General features: G+C 42.9%; 17 protein-coding genes and 1 pseudogene. 17 read left to right on the forward strand and 1 reads right to left on the reverse strand.

The annotated features are described in order from the left end of the window. Window positions 1-147: 147 nt before the first annotated feature. The 17 genes and pseudogenes from paaA to O7C57_RS19250 all read left to right on the forward strand — a co-directional run bounded on the left by paaA (window position 148) and on the right by O7C57_RS19250 (window position 17,875). A complete protein-coding gene (gene paaA / locus O7C57_RS19170; RefSeq protein WP_154622240.1) occupies window positions 148-1,086 on the forward strand; it encodes a 1,2-phenylacetyl-CoA epoxidase subunit PaaA in 939 nt (312 codons plus the stop codon). 24 nt (window positions 1,087-1,110) lie between these two features. Further along, window positions 1,111-1,398, forward strand: coding sequence for a 1,2-phenylacetyl-CoA epoxidase subunit PaaB (gene paaB / locus O7C57_RS19175; protein WP_154622241.1), 288 nt, complete (start codon window positions 1,111-1,113; stop codon window positions 1,396-1,398). A gap of 10 nt (window positions 1,399-1,408) precedes the next feature. Continuing rightward, the gene (gene paaC, locus O7C57_RS19180) at window positions 1,409-2,170 is read left to right on the forward strand and encodes a 1,2-phenylacetyl-CoA epoxidase subunit PaaC (RefSeq protein ID WP_163860516.1); all 762 of its coding nucleotides are present in this window, start codon (window positions 1,409-1,411) and stop codon (window positions 2,168-2,170) included. A gap of 4 nt (window positions 2,171-2,174) precedes the next feature. Further along, entirely contained in the window at window positions 2,175-2,684 is a 510-nt protein-coding gene (gene paaD, locus O7C57_RS19185) for a 1,2-phenylacetyl-CoA epoxidase subunit PaaD (RefSeq protein WP_247047535.1), read from the forward strand. A gap of 10 nt (window positions 2,685-2,694) precedes the next feature. Next, window positions 2,695-3,753, forward strand: a complete 1,059-nt coding sequence (gene paaE, locus O7C57_RS19190; RefSeq protein ID WP_154622244.1) for a 1,2-phenylacetyl-CoA epoxidase subunit PaaE — start codon at window positions 2,695-2,697, stop codon at window positions 3,751-3,753. An 8-nt stretch (window positions 3,754-3,761) separates the two neighbouring features. Further along, complete coding sequence (gene paaF, locus O7C57_RS19195; protein WP_269723453.1) at window positions 3,762-4,535, forward strand: 2,3-dehydroadipyl-CoA hydratase PaaF; 774 nt, start codon at window positions 3,762-3,764, stop codon at window positions 4,533-4,535. 1 nt (window position 4,536) lies between these two features. Next, window positions 4,537-5,331 (forward strand): 2-(1,2-epoxy-1,2-dihydrophenyl)acetyl-CoA isomerase PaaG, encoded by a 795-nt coding sequence (gene paaG, locus O7C57_RS19200; RefSeq protein WP_163860513.1) that lies wholly within the window; start codon window positions 4,537-4,539, stop codon window positions 5,329-5,331. A gap of 1 nt (window position 5,332) precedes the next feature. Beyond that, on the forward strand, window positions 5,333-6,871 hold the full coding sequence (locus tag O7C57_RS19205) for a 3-hydroxyacyl-CoA dehydrogenase (RefSeq protein WP_196713905.1): 1,539 nt from the start codon (window positions 5,333-5,335) through the stop codon (window positions 6,869-6,871). Continuing rightward, window positions 6,868-7,305 carry a hydroxyphenylacetyl-CoA thioesterase PaaI gene (gene paaI, locus O7C57_RS19210; protein ID WP_154622248.1) on the forward strand — a complete coding sequence of 146 codons (438 nt, stop codon included), beginning with the start codon at window positions 6,868-6,870 and terminating at the stop codon, window positions 7,303-7,305. The genes O7C57_RS19205 and paaI overlap by 4 nt, the downstream gene beginning before the upstream one ends. Continuing rightward, window positions 7,305-8,507: a 3-oxoadipyl-CoA thiolase gene (gene pcaF / locus O7C57_RS19215; RefSeq protein WP_154622252.1), complete on the forward strand. Its 1,203-nt coding sequence runs from the start codon at window positions 7,305-7,307 to the stop codon at window positions 8,505-8,507. Before paaI ends, pcaF begins: the two co-directional genes overlap by 1 nt. A gap of 200 nt (window positions 8,508-8,707) precedes the next feature. Beyond that, window positions 8,708-10,030, forward strand: a complete 1,323-nt coding sequence (gene paaK, locus O7C57_RS19220; protein ID WP_154622249.1) for a phenylacetate--CoA ligase PaaK — start codon at window positions 8,708-8,710, stop codon at window positions 10,028-10,030. 163 nt (window positions 10,031-10,193) lie between these two features. Continuing rightward, window positions 10,194-11,131, forward strand: a pseudogene (gene paaX, locus O7C57_RS19225) (phenylacetic acid degradation operon negative regulatory protein PaaX). Window positions 11,132-11,163: 32 nt separating this feature from the next. Beyond that, on the forward strand, window positions 11,164-11,757 hold the full coding sequence (gene paaY / locus O7C57_RS19230) for a phenylacetic acid degradation protein PaaY (protein ID WP_163860510.1): 594 nt from the start codon (window positions 11,164-11,166) through the stop codon (window positions 11,755-11,757). A 1,188-nt stretch (window positions 11,758-12,945) separates the two neighbouring features. Further along, window positions 12,946-13,524 carry a fimbrial protein gene (locus O7C57_RS19235; protein ID WP_154623243.1) on the forward strand — a complete coding sequence of 193 codons (579 nt, stop codon included), beginning with the start codon at window positions 12,946-12,948 and terminating at the stop codon, window positions 13,522-13,524. Window positions 13,525-13,582: 58 nt separating this feature from the next. Then, complete coding sequence (locus tag O7C57_RS19240; RefSeq protein ID WP_154623244.1) at window positions 13,583-14,275, forward strand: fimbrial biogenesis chaperone; 693 nt, start codon at window positions 13,583-13,585, stop codon at window positions 14,273-14,275. A gap of 20 nt (window positions 14,276-14,295) precedes the next feature. Further along, window positions 14,296-16,788 carry a fimbria/pilus outer membrane usher protein gene (locus O7C57_RS19245; RefSeq protein ID WP_154623245.1) on the forward strand — a complete coding sequence of 831 codons (2,493 nt, stop codon included), beginning with the start codon at window positions 14,296-14,298 and terminating at the stop codon, window positions 16,786-16,788. Window positions 16,789-16,801: 13 nt separating this feature from the next. Then, complete coding sequence (locus tag O7C57_RS19250) at window positions 16,802-17,875, forward strand: fimbrial protein (protein WP_269723454.1); 1,074 nt, start codon at window positions 16,802-16,804, stop codon at window positions 17,873-17,875. A gap of 49 nt (window positions 17,876-17,924) precedes the next feature. On the opposite strand, the gene O7C57_RS19255 is transcribed toward O7C57_RS19250, so the two are convergent. After that, a complete protein-coding gene (locus O7C57_RS19255; RefSeq protein ID WP_163860509.1) occupies window positions 17,925-19,445 on the reverse strand; it encodes a DHA2 family efflux MFS transporter permease subunit in 1,521 nt (506 codons plus the stop codon). Window positions 19,446-19,448: the final 3 nt, after the last annotated feature.

The following is a 19,448-nucleotide window of genomic DNA, read 5'->3' on the forward strand; positions in this document are numbered from 1 at the left end:
AATAAAATCAACTGTGAAGCCCATCGCAAAAGAAGAATAAACAGCATTGATTTTATTGTTAACGATTCCTAGCATTAATGTTAAATATTTATGATTCATTTTTTATTTTTAAATGATTTAATTCGAATCACTTGGATGAAGAAAACAATGAATGAGCAAAATCAGGCAAACTTCGAGGCCAAAATCGAAGCCGACATTAACATTGAGCCAAAAGATTGGATGCCCGATGCTTACAGGCAAAATCTGATCCGCCAAGTGGGACAGCATGCACACTCAGAAGTGATTGGTATGTTGCCTGAAGCGAATTGGTTAACTCGCGCCCCCACATTGCGGCGTAAGGCCATTTTATTAGCAAAAATTCAAGACGAAGCGGGACACGGCCTTTACCTATATAGCGCCGCGGAAACCTTGGGATGTTCACGCCAAGATATCTATCAAAAGATGCTCGACGGCAAAATGAAATACTCATCAATCTTCAATTATCCCACCCTGAACTGGGCAGATGTCGGCGTCATTGGCTGGCTGGTTGATGGTGCGGCCATTGTTAACCAAGTTGCGCTATGTCGAGCATCATACGGCCCTTACGCTCGCGCCATGGTGAAAATTTGTAAAGAAGAAAGTTTCCATCAACGCCAAGGCTATGAAGCCGTCACCGTACTGGCCAACGGAACTGCCGAACAAAAAGCCATGCTGCAAGATGCAATTAATCGCTTTTGGTGGCCAGTTCTCATGATGTTCGGCCCTAATGACAGCGACTCCCCACACAGTGCACAGAGTATGGCGTGGAAAATCAAAAGATTTAGTAACGATGAGCTACGCCAGAAATTTGTTGATAACACGGTGCCACAAGTCGAAGCCCTCGGTATGACCATTCCTGACCCTGATCTGCAATGGGATGAGGCGCTTGGGCATTATCGTTTCGGTGAAATCAATTGGGAAGAGTTCTATCAAGTGATCAAAGGCGAAGGGATCTGTAATTACGAACGTGTTAATGCCAAGCGTAAGGCTTGGGAAGATGGCGCATGGGTGCGTGAAGGTGCCATGGCACACAGCCAAAAACGCAAAGCTGTTAAGTCTGCTGCTTAGTACAAAATAAAAAAGGAAAAGATCATGAGCAATCAAGATTGGCCATTATATGAAGTTTTTGTTCGTAGCAAACAAGGGCTTGCACATCGTCATGTCGGAAGCCTACATGCCGCAGATGACCAAATGGCTCTCGAAAATGCACGGGATGCTTACACTCGCCGTAGTGAAGGATGCTCCGTCTGGGTCGTAAAAGCCACACACCTTATCGCCTCACAACCTGAAGATAAGAGCGCCTTCTTTGATCCCGCTGATAGCAAAATTTATCGCCACCCGACTTTTTACACCATCCCTGATGGTATCAAGAATATGTGAGGTGACGGATATGAACCAACATGAAGTACTCAAACAATATGTTTTAAGACAAGGCGATACATCATTGATTCTTGCGCAACGTTTATGTGAATGGTGTGGTCATGCCCCAGAACTGGAAATCGACCTCGCATTATCTAACATTGGGCTCGATTTATTGGGCCAAGCGAGAAACTTTTTAGCATACGCCGCCACCCTATCAGACGATAAATTCGATGATGAAGACAAAATTGCCTTCCACCGAGATGAACGTGAGTTCTGCAACCTACTGTTGGTTGAACAGCCTAATGGAGGCTTCAACGACACGTTAGTGCGCCAATTTTTTATGGATGCCTATCATGTTCCTCTGTACCAAGCCTTAATTCACAGTAGGGACGAGCAGCTATCCGCGATTGCTGAAAAATCGTTAAAAGAAGTGCTTTATCACTTGCGATTCAGCAGTAACTGGATGATCCGTTTAGGCGACGGTAGCGAAGTGAGTCACCAAAAAATTCAACAATCCGTCAACCAATTATGGCGATTTACAGGTGAATTATTTCATGCAGATGACATTGAAATTGCGTTAGCCAAAACGGGAATAGCGGTCGATCCTCGCACATTACATGAACAATGGCTCGCGACAGTCACTGACATTTTCGATCAGGCAACCCTGAGCATTCCAGATCAAAATGCCTACCGTTTAGGTGGCAAACAAGGTCTTCACACCGAGCATTTGGGCATCCTTCTCACCGAACTACAGTTTGTCCAGCGTGCTTACCCAAATTGTGAGTGGTGATGTAATGGAACAGAGTATGCAAATTGGAGGACTACACCCTCCACAAATTCATCAGATCTGGCAGCAATTGCATCAAATACCCGATCCTGAGTTACCTGCACTCTCCATTACTGATCTCGGCATGATCCGCAATGTTGTTGCGACTTCCCACGGATGGAAAGTCATGTTTACACCGACCTATTCCGGTTGCCCAGCAACAGAATTTTTAATCAACGAAATTAAAACCGTTTTAGCGCATGCAGGATTTGCCAATGTAGAAATCGATGTAGTGCTAACACCCGCTTGGACAACAGATTGGATGAACCAAGATGCCAAACAACGTTTACGTGAATTTGGTATCGCGCCCCCCGCAGGAAAATCCTGTGAACATCCTGAAAAATCGGGGCCAATCTGCTGCCCACGCTGTAACAGCCAACAGACAGAAAAAATTAGCGAATTCGGTTCTACAGCCTGTAAAGCGTTATATCGCTGTCTCGAATGCTTTGAACCTTTTGATTATTTTAAATGTATTTAAGGGCACACTCATGACTGTATTTCATCGTTTAAGTATTGCCGCTATTGAACGTGACACCGCAGATGCGGTTGCTGTGACCTTTAGTGTCCCTGACGAATTACGCGAACAGTACCGTTACCACCCAGGCCAGCACTTAACCCTCAAAGCGTTAGTCAATGGCGAGGATTTACGCCGCTGCTACTCCATTTGCAGTTCCCCCGATGAGGGCGTTTTAAAAATTGGGGTGAAAGCGATTCATGAAGGGCGTTTTTCCAATTTCATTAATCAGCAACTTCATGTTGGTGACTGCCTTGATGTGATGATTCCACAAGGAAAATTTGGTTATTTACCTAAAGTGACCACCCAAGCTCGTTACCTTGCCGTTGCAGCGGGTTCAGGGATTACCCCCCTTTTATCGATCATTAAATCAACATTACAAACCGAACCAAACAGCCGTTTCACCTTAATTTATGGTAATAAAAATAGCCGTTCCGTGATGTTTAAAGAAAGCATTGCTGATCTTAAAAACCAATATGCCGAACGATTCCAAGTGCTCTACTTGTTCAGCCAAGAGCAACAAGATAGCCAGCTGCTCAGTGGCCGAATCAATAAGCCCCAATTAGTTGCATTAGGTAAAACATTACTTAACTTTCAACAATTTGATCGCGCTTTTGTCTGTGGTCCAGAGGCTATGATGGATGATGTTCAATCGGCATTATCAGAATGTGGCATGAAACCAGAGCATATCCATAGCGAACGTTTCAATACCTCTAATATGAAGTTTCGCCCATCTGCCGCTTTATCGACAGACAGCCGCCAAGTCAGCATTCACCTTGATGGTCGCACCATGACAATCAATATGGACAGTCAAGACGATAGCATTCTCGACGCCGCGCTACGCCAAGGCGCAGACTTACCTTACGCCTGTAAAGGTGGGGTTTGCGCAACGTGCAAATGCAAGCTTAAATCTGGCGACGTTGAAATGGGTGTCAATTATAGCCTTGAACCCGATCAAATCGCGGACGGCTACATTCTTAGCTGCCAAGCGTGGCCGAAAGGCGATGGCGTCGTTCTCGACTTTGATGTGTAGGGGGCCATATGCAAACTGATTGGATCCTAAGCCATACAGCACACCGCATTTTAACGTTGACGCTAAATCGACCTGAAGTTCGTAATGCCCTGAGCACCGATTGCCTTGAGCTACTGGTCGAACATTTAGAACATGCCGATAGAGACCCGCAAATAGGGGCGATCGTTATTACGGGCAACCCACGTTTTTTTGCCGCGGGTGCCGACCTTAAAGAGCTTCAACAACAAACTGTTGCAACCGCCATTACCGATAAACGGCCTTTAGTTTGGCGTCGGTTTTCTCAGATATCCAAACCGATAGTGACCGCTGTAAACGGTTATGCCCTCGGGGCAGGTTTCGAGTTAGTGCTAGCCAGTGATGTCGTGATTGCCGGTGAAACGGCCCGCTTTGGCCTGCCAGAAATCACTCTCGGGTTAATACCTGGTGCAGGGGGAACGCAGCGCTTAATTAAGAGTGTTGGTAAATCCCTAGCAATGCAAATGGTCCTCACCGGAGAGGCGATCAACGCACATCGCGCCTTACAAGCTGGGTTAATTAGCCAAATCTGTGTAGATGGGCTGACCCTTGAATATGCACAAAAGCTTGCGCAACGCATTGCAAACCATGCACCACTCGCGGTGAAAGCCGCTAAAGCAGCCATTAATTCCGCTCAAGAAATATCACTGACTGATGGTTTACAGCTTGAGCGCCAATATTTTGTCGGCTTAGCAGGTACTGATGACCGACGAGAAGGTATTGCAGCCTTCTTTGAAAAACGACAGCCGAAATTTACAGGACAATAAAATGCCAAACAGCCCAAGCATACTGACCACATTGGAAAATGGCGTGTTCACCATCACATTGAACCGTCCTGATAGGCTTAATAGCTTTAATGATGAAATGCACCACCAGCTAAGTGATGCCATAAAAATTGCTGAACGTGATGACACCGTACGCTGTTTAGTGATTACAGGCGCAGGCCGGGGTTTCTGTGCTGGACAAGATCTAAACGATCGTAATGTCTCCGTAGGCGCCGAAGCTCCTGATTTAGGTTATTCCGTTGAGACTTTTTATAACCCACTGATCCGTCGGCTAACCCGCTTACCCAAACCGATTATCTGTGCAGTTAATGGTGTTGCGGCTGGAGCCGGTGCTGCTATTGCTTTAGCAGGAGATATCGTTATTGCCGCCAAGAATGCCAGTTTTATTCAATCATTCTGTCGTTTAGGGCTCGTTCCTGATTCAGGTGGTAGCTGGTTTTTACCGCACCTAGCTGGACATGCGAGAGCGATGGGAATGGCATTATTAGGCGACAAAATCAGTGCGGAGCAAGCGCTACAGTGGGGCATGATCTGGCAAGTGACAGAAAATGAAGACCTGTCCGCCACCGTCAATAAATTAGCTCAGCACCTCGCAACACAGCCTACTTACGGCTTAGGGCTAATTAAAAAAGCGATCTACAGCGCGGCAACCAACACCTTAGATCAACAGCTAGACCTTGAACGCGACTTGCAACGTTTAGGTGGTCGTAGTGAAGACTATCGTGAAGGAGTCGATGCCTTTTTGAATAAACGCGAACCTAAATTTAAAGGACGCTGATATGACACTTATACTCAACACCGTGGCTGTCATTGGTGCTGGTACTATGGGTATCGGCATCGCACAGGTCGCTGCGAGCTGTGGACATACCGTACTGTTATTTGACATCAACCCGCAAGCGCTGGAGCAAGCAAAGCACTCGTTGACTGAACGCCTAAATAAACGCGTTCAACAAGGCAAAGCTGATGCACAAGCCACCAAACAATTGCTTGCGCGTATCACGCTCGTTAATACTATGGCCGAATTAGCGCCAGCTCAAGTAGTCATTGAAGCTGTCGCCGAAAAATTAGCGATAAAACAGTCGATTTTTAGCGAATTAGAAGCGATTTGTCAGAAAAACACCCTATTTGCCAGTAATACATCATCACTCTCCATTACTGCCATCGCCAGCCAACTCAAATACCCAGAGCGCTTTGCTGGACTGCATTTTTTTAATCCTGCGCCTATCATGAAACTGGTTGAAGTGATACGAGGACGAGAAACATCCAACACGGTCATTGAACAGCTCAAAAGTTTAGCTTTATCATGGGGAAAAACACCGGTTATATGCCGTTCAACACCGGGTTTTATCGTTAATCGCGTTGCTCGTCCTTTCTATGCGGAAACAATGCGTGCACTTGAAGAGCAAGTCGGTGATCCGCCAACACTCGATAGTGTTGTACGCGATGCCGGTGGATTTTCAATGGGGCCATTACAATTGACCGACCTCATCGGTCATGATGTCAACTATGCAGTGACGGACTCTATTTTCCAAGCATTCGGCTATGATCCTCGCTTTCAAACCTCCTTTGAACAATTAGAGTTGGTACAAGCGGGCCATTTAGGTCGAAAAACCGGTCGTGGCTTCTATCATTACGATGAAAATAAACCTTTAACTCAAGCGACAATCGCCGAGAAAGTCATTTTACCGCATGCACCGGCAGTGACAGCACACGGCAATTGGCAAAGTTTCCCTGAATTTGCGCAATTATTAAAGCAAAACGGGATCCCTCTCGAAGAATCTAAAATAGATAACCCTAATCCGCCCACTCTTTTCGTTAACAATGTTATTGTCATGTTAACGAATGGTGAATTAACTTCTGTGCGCGCGCAAAAAATGAACCAAAGCATGGTGCAATTTGATTTATCGGCTGACTATGCCAAAGCAACCACTATCGCGATAAGTTGTGCAGTGCAAAACAGCGTCCAAGACAACCAAAATGTCATTGCCTTTTTTCAATCGCTAAACAAGGACGTCATTGTGTTACCTGATTACCCCGGTCTACTGACCATGCGAACCGTTGCCATGCTATGCAATGAGGCTTTAGACGTTGTTAACAAAGGGATCGCAACCCCTGAAGATACCGATAATGCCATGCGCTATGGGGTTAATTATCCTAAAGGCCCTCTCGCTTGGGGGACTGAATTGGGCTGGCAGCATATTCTTCATACTCTTGAGCAACTCTCACAGTTTTATGCCGATGGCCGTTATCGAGCCAATCCCTTACTACGACAACTCGTTGCTGGAACGCGCAGGTTAGACGCTAAGGAGATTCAATGAATTCTCAAATCACCATGACATTAGCCCAGCAATCAGCAGAGATTATGTACCGTGATGATGCATGCGCAAAAGCAATGGGCATGACGATAGAACTCGTTTCTGAAGGAGAAGCTCAGCTCTCTATGACTGTTTCATCACACATGTTAAATGGGCATAAAACTTGCCATGGTGGGCAGCTATTTAGTCTCGCTGATACCGCCTTTGCTTATGCCTGCAACAGCCATGGTCTTGCTGCGGTAGCCTCAAGTTGCTCTATTGATTTTATCCGGCCAGCCTTTGAAGGCGACAAGCTAACTGCCATTGCTCACGTAAAGCATCAAGGCAAACGGACAGGCTTCTATGAAGTCGAAATTATCAACCAACAAGGAAAAACCTTAGCGTGGTTTTATGGGCGAGCACATCGCCTAGGTCATCGTTTAACAGGAGAAGCATGATGAAAGATGCCTTTATTTGTGATGGTATCAGAACCCCAATTGGCCGTTATGGTGGTGCTCTGTCCTCTGTGCGCCCTGATGACCTTGCGGTCTTCCCCTTAAAGGCCCTAATGGAAAGGCATCCACAATTAGATTGGTCTATCACCGATGACATTATCTTAGGCTGTGCCAATCAGGCGGGAGAAGATAATCGCAATGTCGCGAGAATGGCGGGCTTATTGGCGGGTCTACCGTTATCGATTTCTGGAACAACAATCAATCGTCTCTGTGGTTCAGGGCTTGATGCAATTGCGTTCGCGGCAAGAAGTATCAAAGCTGGCGAAGCGGGTCTGATGATTGCTGGTGGCGTAGAGTCAATGAGTCGCGCCCCTTTTGTCATGGGAAAATCAGAGTCTGCCTTTTCGAGACAGGCTCAAATATTCGATACTACTATCGGCTGGCGCTTTATCAACCCTCTCATGGACCAACAGTTTTCAACACATTCGATGCCCGAAACAGCAGAAAACGTTGCTGAGAAATACCAAATTAGCCGAACAGATCAAGATGTGTTTGCCTTACGTAGCCAGCAACGTACTGAACAAGCACGTCAAAAAGGTGTGTTTGCGCAAGAAATCGTACCGGTCACGATTAAGCACCGCAAAGGCGATATTACCATCACCACCGATGAACACCCTCGCCCAGAAACGACAATTGAGCAATTACAAAAACTTAAAACACCTTTTCGTGAAAATGGTTCCGTGACCGCGGGTAATGCCTCTGGCGTTAATGACGGTGCAGCCGCACTAATAATTGCCTCACAAGAGGTCGCTAAAGCCCAGGGCTTAACCCCTAGAGCGCGCATTATTGCGACTGCAACCTGTGGTGTTGAACCTAGATTTATGGGGATCGGACCATTACCTGCCACCCAAAAAGTTCTCAAAATGGCAGGACTGACTATCGAACAAATGGATGTCATTGAACTTAATGAAGCTTTTGCGGCACAAGCGCTTGCCGTACTCAGAGGATTAGGCCTACCGGATGATGCACCACAGGTTAACCCAAATGGTGGCGCTATTTCATTAGGGCACCCTCTTGGTATGAGTGGCGCAAGACTCGCGATCACCGCCACCAATGAGTTACATCGCCGACAAGGACGTTTTGCCCTATGCACCATGTGTATTGGTGTCGGTCAAGGGATCGCCATGATTATTGAACGAGTTTAAGTAACTAGTTTACCTAAAGTCATACAAATTCAATCAGATAGATGATAGGTAGAAACATAAAAAACAGCCTGAAACCCTACACCTGCTCAGGCTAATACTGCGCTCACTTTAAGTTTTTAAGTATATATCGTCCTGACTCGGTAATACGCCATTAAGGACTTAAAGCCTGCAGATATCAATAATTATAAGGACTAGCAAATATGAGCACACTACCCCATACTCAGCAACACATGATTAATCCAATTGAGTTTGCTTCAAGAGATGAAATCGAGGCATTGCAACTCTCTAGACTGAAGTGGACACTCACTCACGCTTACGAGAATGTGCCAATGTATCGCAAAAAATTTGATGCTGCGGGCGTTCATCCTGATGATTTCAAGCAACTCAGTGATATCGAAAAATTCCCTTATACGACAAAACAAGATTTACGTGAAAATTATCCATTTGATACCTTTGCTGTACCGATGGATCAAATCATCCGTATCCATGCATCGTCAGGTACGACAGGACGCCCAACTGTTGTCGGTTACACACAACAAGATATTGATAACTGGGCGGACCTCATTGCGCGCAGTCTCCGTTCTGCTGGGGCCACGAAAGGGGATAAAATCCACGTCGCCTATGGTTATGGCTTATTTACGGGCGGTCTTGGTGCCCATTATGGCGCTGAACGTCTTGGTGCGGCTGTGATTCCCATGTCGGGAGGACAAACAGAGAAACAAGCTCAGTTGATCGCAGATTTCAAACCTGATGTGATCATGGTGACCCCATCTTACTGCTTAAGTATTATTGATGAACTAGAGAAAATCATGGGTGGTGATGCAAGTAAGTGCTCACTAAGATTGGGCGTGTTTGGTGCTGAACCATGGACAGAAGCATTAAGAACAGAAATCGAAACGCGTTTAGGAATTAAAGCCTTAGATATCTATGGATTATCCGAAGTGATGGGGCCGGGCGTTGCCATGGAATGCGCCGATGCGGGAGAAAGTGGGCCAACCATTTGGGAAGATCATTTTTATCCTGAAATTATTTCGCCAGAAACACTGCAAGCCCTCTCGCCGGGTGATCAAGGTGAGTTAGTATTTACTACCTTAACAAAGGAAGCAATGCCTGTTATTCGCTACCGAACTCGAGATCTGACGCATTTAATGCCTGGCATCAATCGCAATATGCGCCGTATTGGAAAAATTACCGGTCGTTCTGACGATATGATGATTATTCGTGGGGTCAATGTGTTCCCTTCACAAATCGAAGAGCAAATTATGCAATTCAAAGAGCTCTCTCCACATTATCAACTCGAAATCAGTCGTAAAGGTAATATGGATAGCTTGGCTATTCGCGTTGAATTAAAACAACCTGACATACTCAACTATGATGAACGCTGTAATATTTGCCATAATCTTAAGCATCGCATTAAATCAATGGTAGGTGTTAGTACCCAGATTAGTATTGTTAATTGTGGCGATATTCCGCGCTCTCAAGGTAAAGCAACTCGAGTCATTGATACAAGGATTGCCATATAATTCATCTTATTGAGGCACTTTATTGCGGATAATACCTAAAAGTGCCTCAATCTCAGTTTCCTATCACAGTCAGCCTCTGTATAGCAAATAGAAGACAAATCAGCTGTTTTTGTCTACTATTCACTCATGCTTTTGATACAGATATTCAATGGATAATAAAAAAATGGAAACTAAACTTGATCAATTTATACAGCATGCGCTAACGAGCCAACCCATTAGTGGAACATCCCTGATTATCTCGCTGTATGGCGATGCCTTGCACCATCGTGGCGGGGAAATATGGTTGGGTAGCTTAACCCAATTACTAGAGCCGATGGGCTTCACAGATCGCTTTGTCCGTACGTCTGTATTCCGTCTACAAAAAGAAGGTTGGCTTGACGCAGAGAAAATCGGTCGCCGTAGCTATTATCGAATATCTGAACGTGGACAAAACCAATTTCGCCACGCTGAGAGTAAAATCTATCAAAGTGAGCAGCCAAATTGGGATGGAAAATGGGATTTATTACTGCTTGAAGCCGCAGATAAAGACGAAAAAGCTCGGTTAAAAAAAGAGTTAAGTTGGTTAGGGTTTGGCCAATTTAGCACCTCATTAATGGCGGCTCCCAGCAGTGCTCAAAGTGATATCCCTTCTCTACTCAGTGAGCTCAATGCCAGTGAAGAGGTGATCTATTTTCGAGCGGATTATCCCTATACTCGTTCAGAAAAAATCTGAAAAACCTCGTTTCTGATAGCTGGTCATTACAGGAAGTTGCTGAACACTACCATCAATTCATTGTGCTATTTCGGCCACTCGCCTTATTGCTGAAAGAATTATCTGATGAGCAAATATCACCCGAGCAATGTTTTCAGCTACGCTTATTACTGATCCACTTTTACCGCCGAGTCATTTTAAAAGACCCACTATTACCTGATGAGCTGCTTCCAGCACAGTGGGAAGGACAAATAGCACGTAATCTGTGTATCAATATTTATCAGCGCATTGAGCTGGCCGCAACACGATACGTTAGCGAAATATGTGAAACAACCGTAGGAGAATTACCGCAACCAACGACACTCTACTTCCGACGTTTTGGCGGTATTTTAAAAGAAATCGCAGCATAGTCATGCTAAAAACAAATAGGAGTGAACTCAATATGCCTTTTTATCAAATAGACGGCATCACGCCAGTTGTCAGTCCTGAAAGTTTTGTTCATCCAACTGCCGTTGTCATTGGTGACGTCATCATTGGCAAAAATGTTTATATTGGTCCTAATGCAAGTTTACGGGGGGATTTCGGTCGCCTAATTATTAAAGATGGTGCCAACGTTCAAGATAACTGTGTCATGCATGGTTTTCCCCAATACGATACGATCATTGAAGAGGATGGTCATATTGGTCATGGCGCAATTTTGCATGGCTGCCATATCAAACGTAATGCGTTAGTAGGAATGAATAGTGTTGTCATGGACGGTGCCATCATTGGAGAAAACTCGATTGTGGGTGCCTGTTCCTTTGTAAAAGCAGAGGCGATATTTCCCGATAATACCTTAATCATGGGCACGCCAGCCAAAGCGCAACGCACCCTCTCGGAAAAAGAAATCGCATGGAAAAGCAGCGGTACTGTGGATTATCAAAACTTAGTGGCTCGTTGCCAACAAACGCTTAAAGAAGTATCCCCCTTAAAAGAAGAAGAGCCAAACCGGCCAAAACTTGAATTTGAAGGCATTATTCCAAAATCAGCGCTATAAGTTTTATCGCCATCCATAAGCACTCAAAATAGAGTGCTTTTTCTGACCATCAACAAGCAATAATGATTAATTGTCAAACGAATCATTATGAGATTGATACTATTCCGATTATCTTATATAAGCATTTTTAATAAGATCTGCTCAAAATAAGTCTCTCAACTTATCGACTATATTATCGCCATACATGATAAGTCATCACGTTTCAGTGAATGTACCGTGCAAAGCGCCCGACTCATTCACTGACTATTGAGAGAAAAAAGTAAATAAATAATAAAGTTAATTGATTTTTTGCCGATAGTTAATTAAGTAAAAGTTTAGTCATCGCTTTTTGAAAAATAAATTTGAAGTTAGTCATGCTATTTCGACAACTTCATACGCATATAACCTTATTATTTTTAAGGTTATAATACGTTTTTGCCTATTACATTAATAGGTAAAAACTTAGCTTGCTTAATTATTGCTCATTCATAGCCGGTTGTTTACGTTAAAAAAATATTTTCACTGGTGAATATATTTATTAACAATTATTCTTAATGTGAATTGTTATCAAATAGAATAAAAATTTATTCCAAGAAATTCATTTATAAAGATAAAAAAGATGTTATAAATAAAATTATTGATATATTAATTTTCGAAAAATTTCATGCAGTTATATAATTAACGTAATACTACTAAAGTAGTATTTGACATAACACTTTGATTTAAAATCAATAAAAAAACATAAAATGACAGAACGAAACACTTGGTAACAAGTTTTTAACCCTACCTTTATAGATAAAAAATATATATAATGCCGAAATATATAAATTTACAAAATAAAACTCCAGTCTCATTTCTAAATTCGCCTTTTTACACGTAATCTGCAACCTTTTCTGAGCTTATCTCGATATTTAATTTTTAAATCTAATGTGAGTAATATTTACCCTCTTTTTAAACAAATGATTACACGTATAATAGCGTCCAGCCAAATTTGATATAAATCAAATTACCCTGAAGTTTAAATACAGCCTAAATATAAAAACTCCTTTACTAAAAGGCATAGTTTTGTATTTCTTTTATTTAAACTTCACATAATTAATAAATATTTTTTAACTGGCCAGTTTAGCGTTCTATTTTTATTTAAATAGAATTTAAAAACTTCGCCATGTACCGTTATTAACCTATATACAGCTTTTCTCGGAGAAGAAAATGAATAACAAATTTGCATTATCGGCTGCTACAGCATTAATTCTGTCTGCTACACCAGCACTGGCTGCTGATAGCGCAGCTGGTGGTGTAATTAACTTTAGTGGCGCGATCACAGATACAACTTGTACTATCAACGGTGGTAAAAGTGCAGATTTCACTGTTGCATTAAACCCAATCACTGTTGAAGATGCTGGCACTGAGCAAGGTATTATTACTAAAAACAAAAAAACAGTCGCACTTACTTTCTCTAACTGTACTTCTGCTAGCGGTGTAGCAGATACTCCATTGAAAATTTATTTCTCTTCTGCAAATAATATTTCTACTGATGGTAAATATCTACAAAACACCACTGTTAATGAAAATGACACCAGTGTTTCTCGTAACGTTGGTTTCGCTATTACTAAAACAACAGACCAAATCCCTCTGTTATTAAACCAACCATTAGTGACTGATATCAAAGGCAATGATTCTAAAACTGACACTTTAGCATTAGATATCTATTACTATAAAACTAATGCTCTACCAGCAAGAGTCGGTAGCTTAAGCTCTAACGTAACTTACACCATTTCATATCTGTAATTATTTCCCCAAATAGCCAAGTTATCTTTTTAACTTGGCTATTTCTGAGTTGATTATTATGCGATTATTTATCTTTCTATCCTTACTTATTAGTAGTCATACTGCATTTGCTAATATCGTTGTGAATGGCACCCGCGTTATTTATCCTGAAAAAAATAACGAAACAGTCGTGCAATTAATTAATAATGGGAATGACCCAGCCTTAGTTCAGTCATGGATTGATGATGGTGATATCGATTCAACCCCTGAAACCGCAAATGTGCCTTTCTTACTTTCACCACCAGTTGTGAAAGTGTCTGGTAATGCAGGGCAACAATTACGTATAAAAAAATTGCCAGCCTCTTTACCAACTGATCGCGAATCGGTTTTTTATTTAAATATATTAGATATTCCACCGACCCCAGAGCATCTGCAAGGTAAAAATACCATGCAGCTTGCGATCAAAACGCGTATTAAGCTTTTCTATCGCCCAACACATTTACAAGCGGGAGTGGATGAAGCTCTTGAGAGTATTTCTGTTAAGGCCGAAAATCGGGGTTTCCTTATCACGAATAATAGCCCTTATTATGTCACCATCGCGAATATTGATGATCGAAAAGGTCAGAAAATGTTATCGGATTCCCTCATGATTAATCCTTTTGATCAGGTTTTAGCGCCCGCTAAAACGAATGTCATTGCAGGCCAAAATTATCGTTTGCTGTACGTCGATGACTTAGGTGCCTATAAACATAAAGCTGTGATTGCAAAATAAAAATAAGAGAATCAGTAATAATGACGTTGTTTGGCTGCCATAAAAGCCTATTTTTCGCTTTTCTCGTTCTTGGAACATCAAAAAGTTGGGGGGTCAGCTTTGATACCTCTTTACTCGCTGGTGATTCTGCGAAATCAGACCTGTCTCGCTTTTATGAAGAACAAAGCATGCCAGCAGGCACCCAAGAAATGGACGTTTTTATTAATGGTGACTGGAAAGGGCGCTATTCCTTTGTGTTTACCAACGATAACAATCAAGTGTTGCTTAGCAAACATGAAGCGTCGTTGTTAGGTATCAAGTTACCTGAAAGCACGAGTGAGCAACAAAATTATTCATTAGAACAATTAGTTCAAGGGGGTAGCTTTGATGTTGATGTCAGTACATTAAGCATCAAAATGTCTATTCCACAAAGCTTCCTATTACGCACGGAAGCGGGCTACGTTCCCCCTGAATTTTGGGAGAATGGCATACCCGCTGCGATGCTTTCATATAATACAACATACTATAAAACGCATAATAAACGTGGCGACACATCATCCAGTGATGACTTTTATGCTGGCCTTGAATCCGGGATCAACTTCAGTTCTTGGCAATTTCGTGATAGCAGCTCAGTCCGTAAACATGCAGGCAATGATCTAAAATGGCAGAATAACACCCGCTACCTACGTAAAGCTTTACCATCCTATAAATCAAATTTTATTGCTGGAGATTTCTACTCTCAAGGCACATTATTTGACTCAGTGCGTGTCCGAGGGGCTTCATTCGCGTCAGATATTAATATGCGCCCAACCTCACAACAGGGATTCGCCCCGATTGTCAGAGGTGTTGCGCAAACTAACGCCCTCGTCAAGGTGATGCAAAACGGCAGTGTGATTTATCAAGAAAACGTTCCACCAGGGCAATTTACCATTGATAATATTCAGCCAACAGGGTCTGCGGGTGACTTATTAGTCATTGTGAAAGAAGCTGACGGCCAAGAACAGTCCTTCACCGTCCCTTTCTCCGCTGTACCTGGCATGCTAAAAGAAGGCGTCAGTAACTACGCACTACTCGCAGGTAAAGTTAATCAAGAAAATGGTAGCTATCAGCCGAAGTTCTTCCAAGGCACTTTCGAATATGGCTTTAATAACTTAATCACGGGTTATACCGGCGTTATCGCCAGTGAAGATTATCAAGCTTATTTGCTGGGTTCTGGCTGGAATTTTCCTATTGGTGCGGTCGCCGTTGATATCACCCATGCCAAAACGAAGCTACCTAGTGATACTCAAACAGGTCAAAGTATGAGGGTGTCATACAGTAAATTTTTAAATACAACCGCCACAAACTTTACCTTAGCAGCCTATCGTTATTCCACGAAAGGTTACTATAGTTTCAGTGACGCTATCCATGCTCATGAAGGGTATCGCCTTTATCAAGAAACCATAGAAAAACAGCAGTCAGAAACGCAACCTAATCGTGAAGCACCTGTTTTTGATATGAATACATGGGATTCTATGCGTGGCGTACGCCCTAAGAATACGTTCACCATTAATCTTAACCAACGTTTACCAGAAAATTGGGGAACCTTATATATTTCGGGTTCTCAACGAGACTATTGGTCAACCACCCCAACCACGCGTGAATATCAATTAGGTTATTCAAACGCCTATGCAAATATGAGTTACTCTCTTTCAGCAAGCCGAGTACGCGATGGCAAAGGCAAAGAAGAAAATCGCTATTATGTTTCAATTAGCTTCCCGCTCTCTTTGTTTGATAATGATATGTGGGTGAGTACGGGATTCACGGCGACTGACTCTCGTTATCAGCAAAGTACGGTGTCTCTAAGTGGCACTGCTCTGGAATCAAATCGTTTGAGCTACTCCTTATCTGGAAGTAATCAACAAGGCGGCCAAAATATGGCAAGCGCCAACGTTGCTTATCGTTCAAATATCTCCACTATTGGTAGCTCTATAAGTGAATCTAATGACTATCGCCAAACCGGTCTAAACGCTCGTGGTAGCCTAGTTGCCATACCTTGGGAACTTCTTGCCTCCAATGAGATTGGTAACACAATGACCATTGTGAAAGCCCCCAAAGCGCAAGGACTCATGGTCAATGGTGACCAAAGTATTATTACCAATAAAGAAGGGTTGGCATTGGTGCCTTATGCAACCCCTTATCGTAAAAACACCATCACTCTGTCAAATACAGAAAATACTCAAGGTGCTGAAGTTATTGGTAATATTGCGAATAGTGCCCCGATAGAAGGCTCGGTGAATTTAATTAAATTTAAAACAGATACCCGTTCTTCTTGGATCAGTCGTGCAGTACAAAAAAATGGCAGTGCGCTTCCTTTTGGCGCGGAAGTTACTGACCTTCAAGGCGAAGCCTTGGGTTATGTAGGGCAAGCCAGCATGCTGTATTTAAAAGCAGAAACCTTTCCTAAGTCGGTCATTATTCGGCTGAATAATGGTACTTGCACCATTCACAATCTGCCTGACAACCTTGATGGCATAACTGGCGTTTGCCAATAACGAGATGAATGTCATGATGAAACATTTTCTTTTTTTAGTCTTGATTGCATTTAGTGGTTATAGCCAAGCAATTTGTCATGAGGGAGGTGGAGGTATTCGCTATGCCTCGCCGATCAGTATTGATTTGTCCGATAAACTAACCTCCGCTACGCCAGAATGGACCACCACAATATCAACCCAGTATGTGGGTAGCTTCAATTGTTCCACTCGTAACAGCGAGTTCGGTTATACCAAAATTCTCAATACCGATAACCAATATGCGACGATTTTGAGTTTCATGAATGGGAAATATCATGTCAGAGCACAAATCATTAATGATATCCCAAATAGAAAACTGAAGAACTCAGGTCGCCACAATGCCTCTGAACTTAATACTCCAGTAACGATTAAATTTACCCTTGAACCCAAACAAGGCACCCTGATTGCCGGTCATACTGCTCATCTGCATGATATTTTATTTGTTACAGACTTAAGTGGCATGTCATTTTTTGACATTGTACTATGGCCTGTTAAGCAAATTATTAAGATCCTGCAATGGTTGTTTAATGGGTTTAATTGGCCTTACGATGACCAAGATATGTACGGCCAGCCGCTAATATTGAAATATGCGCCTAAACTTACCACTTGCGCTTTTCAAAATGCAGGCCTTGTTGTGACATTACCAACACTCAGCCGTCATCAAGTCATTAATGAGTCACAGGCAGGCTATACCCCATTTGCATTAAATATGCGTTGTGAAAACCTAGGGGGGGCGAATAATACAGCGGAACGAGCAATTGATATCTTTTTATCTAGCAATAATCTGCTCAGCTCAGATAATACCGTGTTGATTGATAAAACAGCCAATGCGGCCCAAGGTATCGGTCTACGCTTAGTTAAAACCAGTAATCCAAATAACCCTATCGTGATTTCACAAAACCCAAACGCTCGTGGTCATGCAACATCATTATTCTATGTGAATGCGGGGGGTCAGTTAGAACCGAACTTTAGTATCCCTATGGCCGTTTACTATTACGCTTGGGATCCGCATAAAGCCAGCCAAGGCACCCTAAAAACAACAGCCACCCTGAATATTGTTTATCCCTAATATTCAAAACAATAAGGGCGTGATACATTCACGCCCTTATTTTATGCACTTAAGCCTTATTACCAAATGGTGGCTTAGCAAACCACACGGTAATAATCAGCCCGATAAATACCCATCCACATAACCAAAAGATTTCATTTGCAGCAATGATTAACCCTTGGCTAGTAATCTCTTGCGCAATGAAACCCGATGTTTGCTCATGGCTTAAACCATGTGCTCCCATCTCTTTATACATCTGCAAAGATTCTGGATTATAGTCTGTAATGTATTCCGTTAACTGACTATGGTGAACTGATTCCCTATCACTCCACATCGTTGTTGTGATTGAAGTGCCTATCGAACCCGCGAGTGTACGGAAAAAGTTTGCCAGACTTGATGCCGAAGCCAGTTTCTCTGGCGGTAAACCAGACAGGGTCAACGTGGTTAATGGCATAAAGAAACAGGCAACCGCCATTCCTTGTACCAATTGTGGCCAAACAACGGCTGAGAAGCCCATACTAGGCTCAAAAGTATACGCCCGCCAGAAGAAACAAATCGCATAAAACACAAAGCTAAACGTCACTATCCAGCGGATATCTAAGAAATCTGATAGCTTAGCAACGGGCGCAGAAAATAAGACGGGTAATAAACCAATTGGTGCGAGCGCTAATCCAGCCCATGTTGCGGTATAACCATAGACCTCTTGCAATAATTGAGGCAAGAGAACAATGGCACCAAAGTAAGCCATATAGGCCAAACTGACAGAAATCGTCCCAATGGTGAAGTTACGTGATTTAAAAAGGGATAATTCAACCACTGGGTTTTTGTCGGTCAGTTCCCAAATCACCAAGAAGACTAAAGCAATCGCTGAAATAACCGCTAAAATCACAATTTCATTCGATGCCAACCAACCAAGCTCTTTCCCTTTATCCAGTAGTACCTGAAGACAACCCACCCCTACGGATAGTAATGCCAAACCAATCACGTTAAACGGTACATTCACGACTTTCGATTCCATTCCTTTAAGAATAATAGAACCGACGATAACCACGAAAATACCTAACGGTACGTTCATAAAGAAGATCCAGCCCCAATGGAAGTTATCACTGATATAACCACCAAAAATAGGGCCAAATACGGGGGCTAAAATGATTGTCATTGACCAAAATGCCAGCGCCATATTTTGCATTTTGGGTGGATAACAACGCATAATCAGACTTTGTGAAAGAGGGATCACAGGCCCTGCGACAGCACCTTGTAAAACACGAAATAAAATTAACATGCCAAGGCTGTCGGAGAAGCCACAGAGTAATGAAAATACGGTGAATAACGCTGTTGCCCATAGGAAAACGCGGACTTCTCCAAACCGTTTGGCAAGGAATCCAGAAATCGCGATAGAAATAGCATTAGAAACCCCAAATGAGGTGATAACCCATGTTCCTTGAGACATAGAAACACCGAGATCACCTGCAATTGTTGGTATAGCAACGTTAGCAATGGTCGAATCTAGCACCTGCATAAAAGTTGCTAACGACAATGCAATCGTTGCCCATACCAGCTTTGCGCCCTTTAGTGGTTGAATATCTGCCACAGC

It is taken from the genome of Providencia sp. 21OH12SH02B-Prov (genome assembly GCF_027362595.1).
Classification (GTDB): Bacteria; Pseudomonadota; Gammaproteobacteria; order Enterobacterales; family Enterobacteriaceae; genus Providencia; species Providencia zhejiangensis.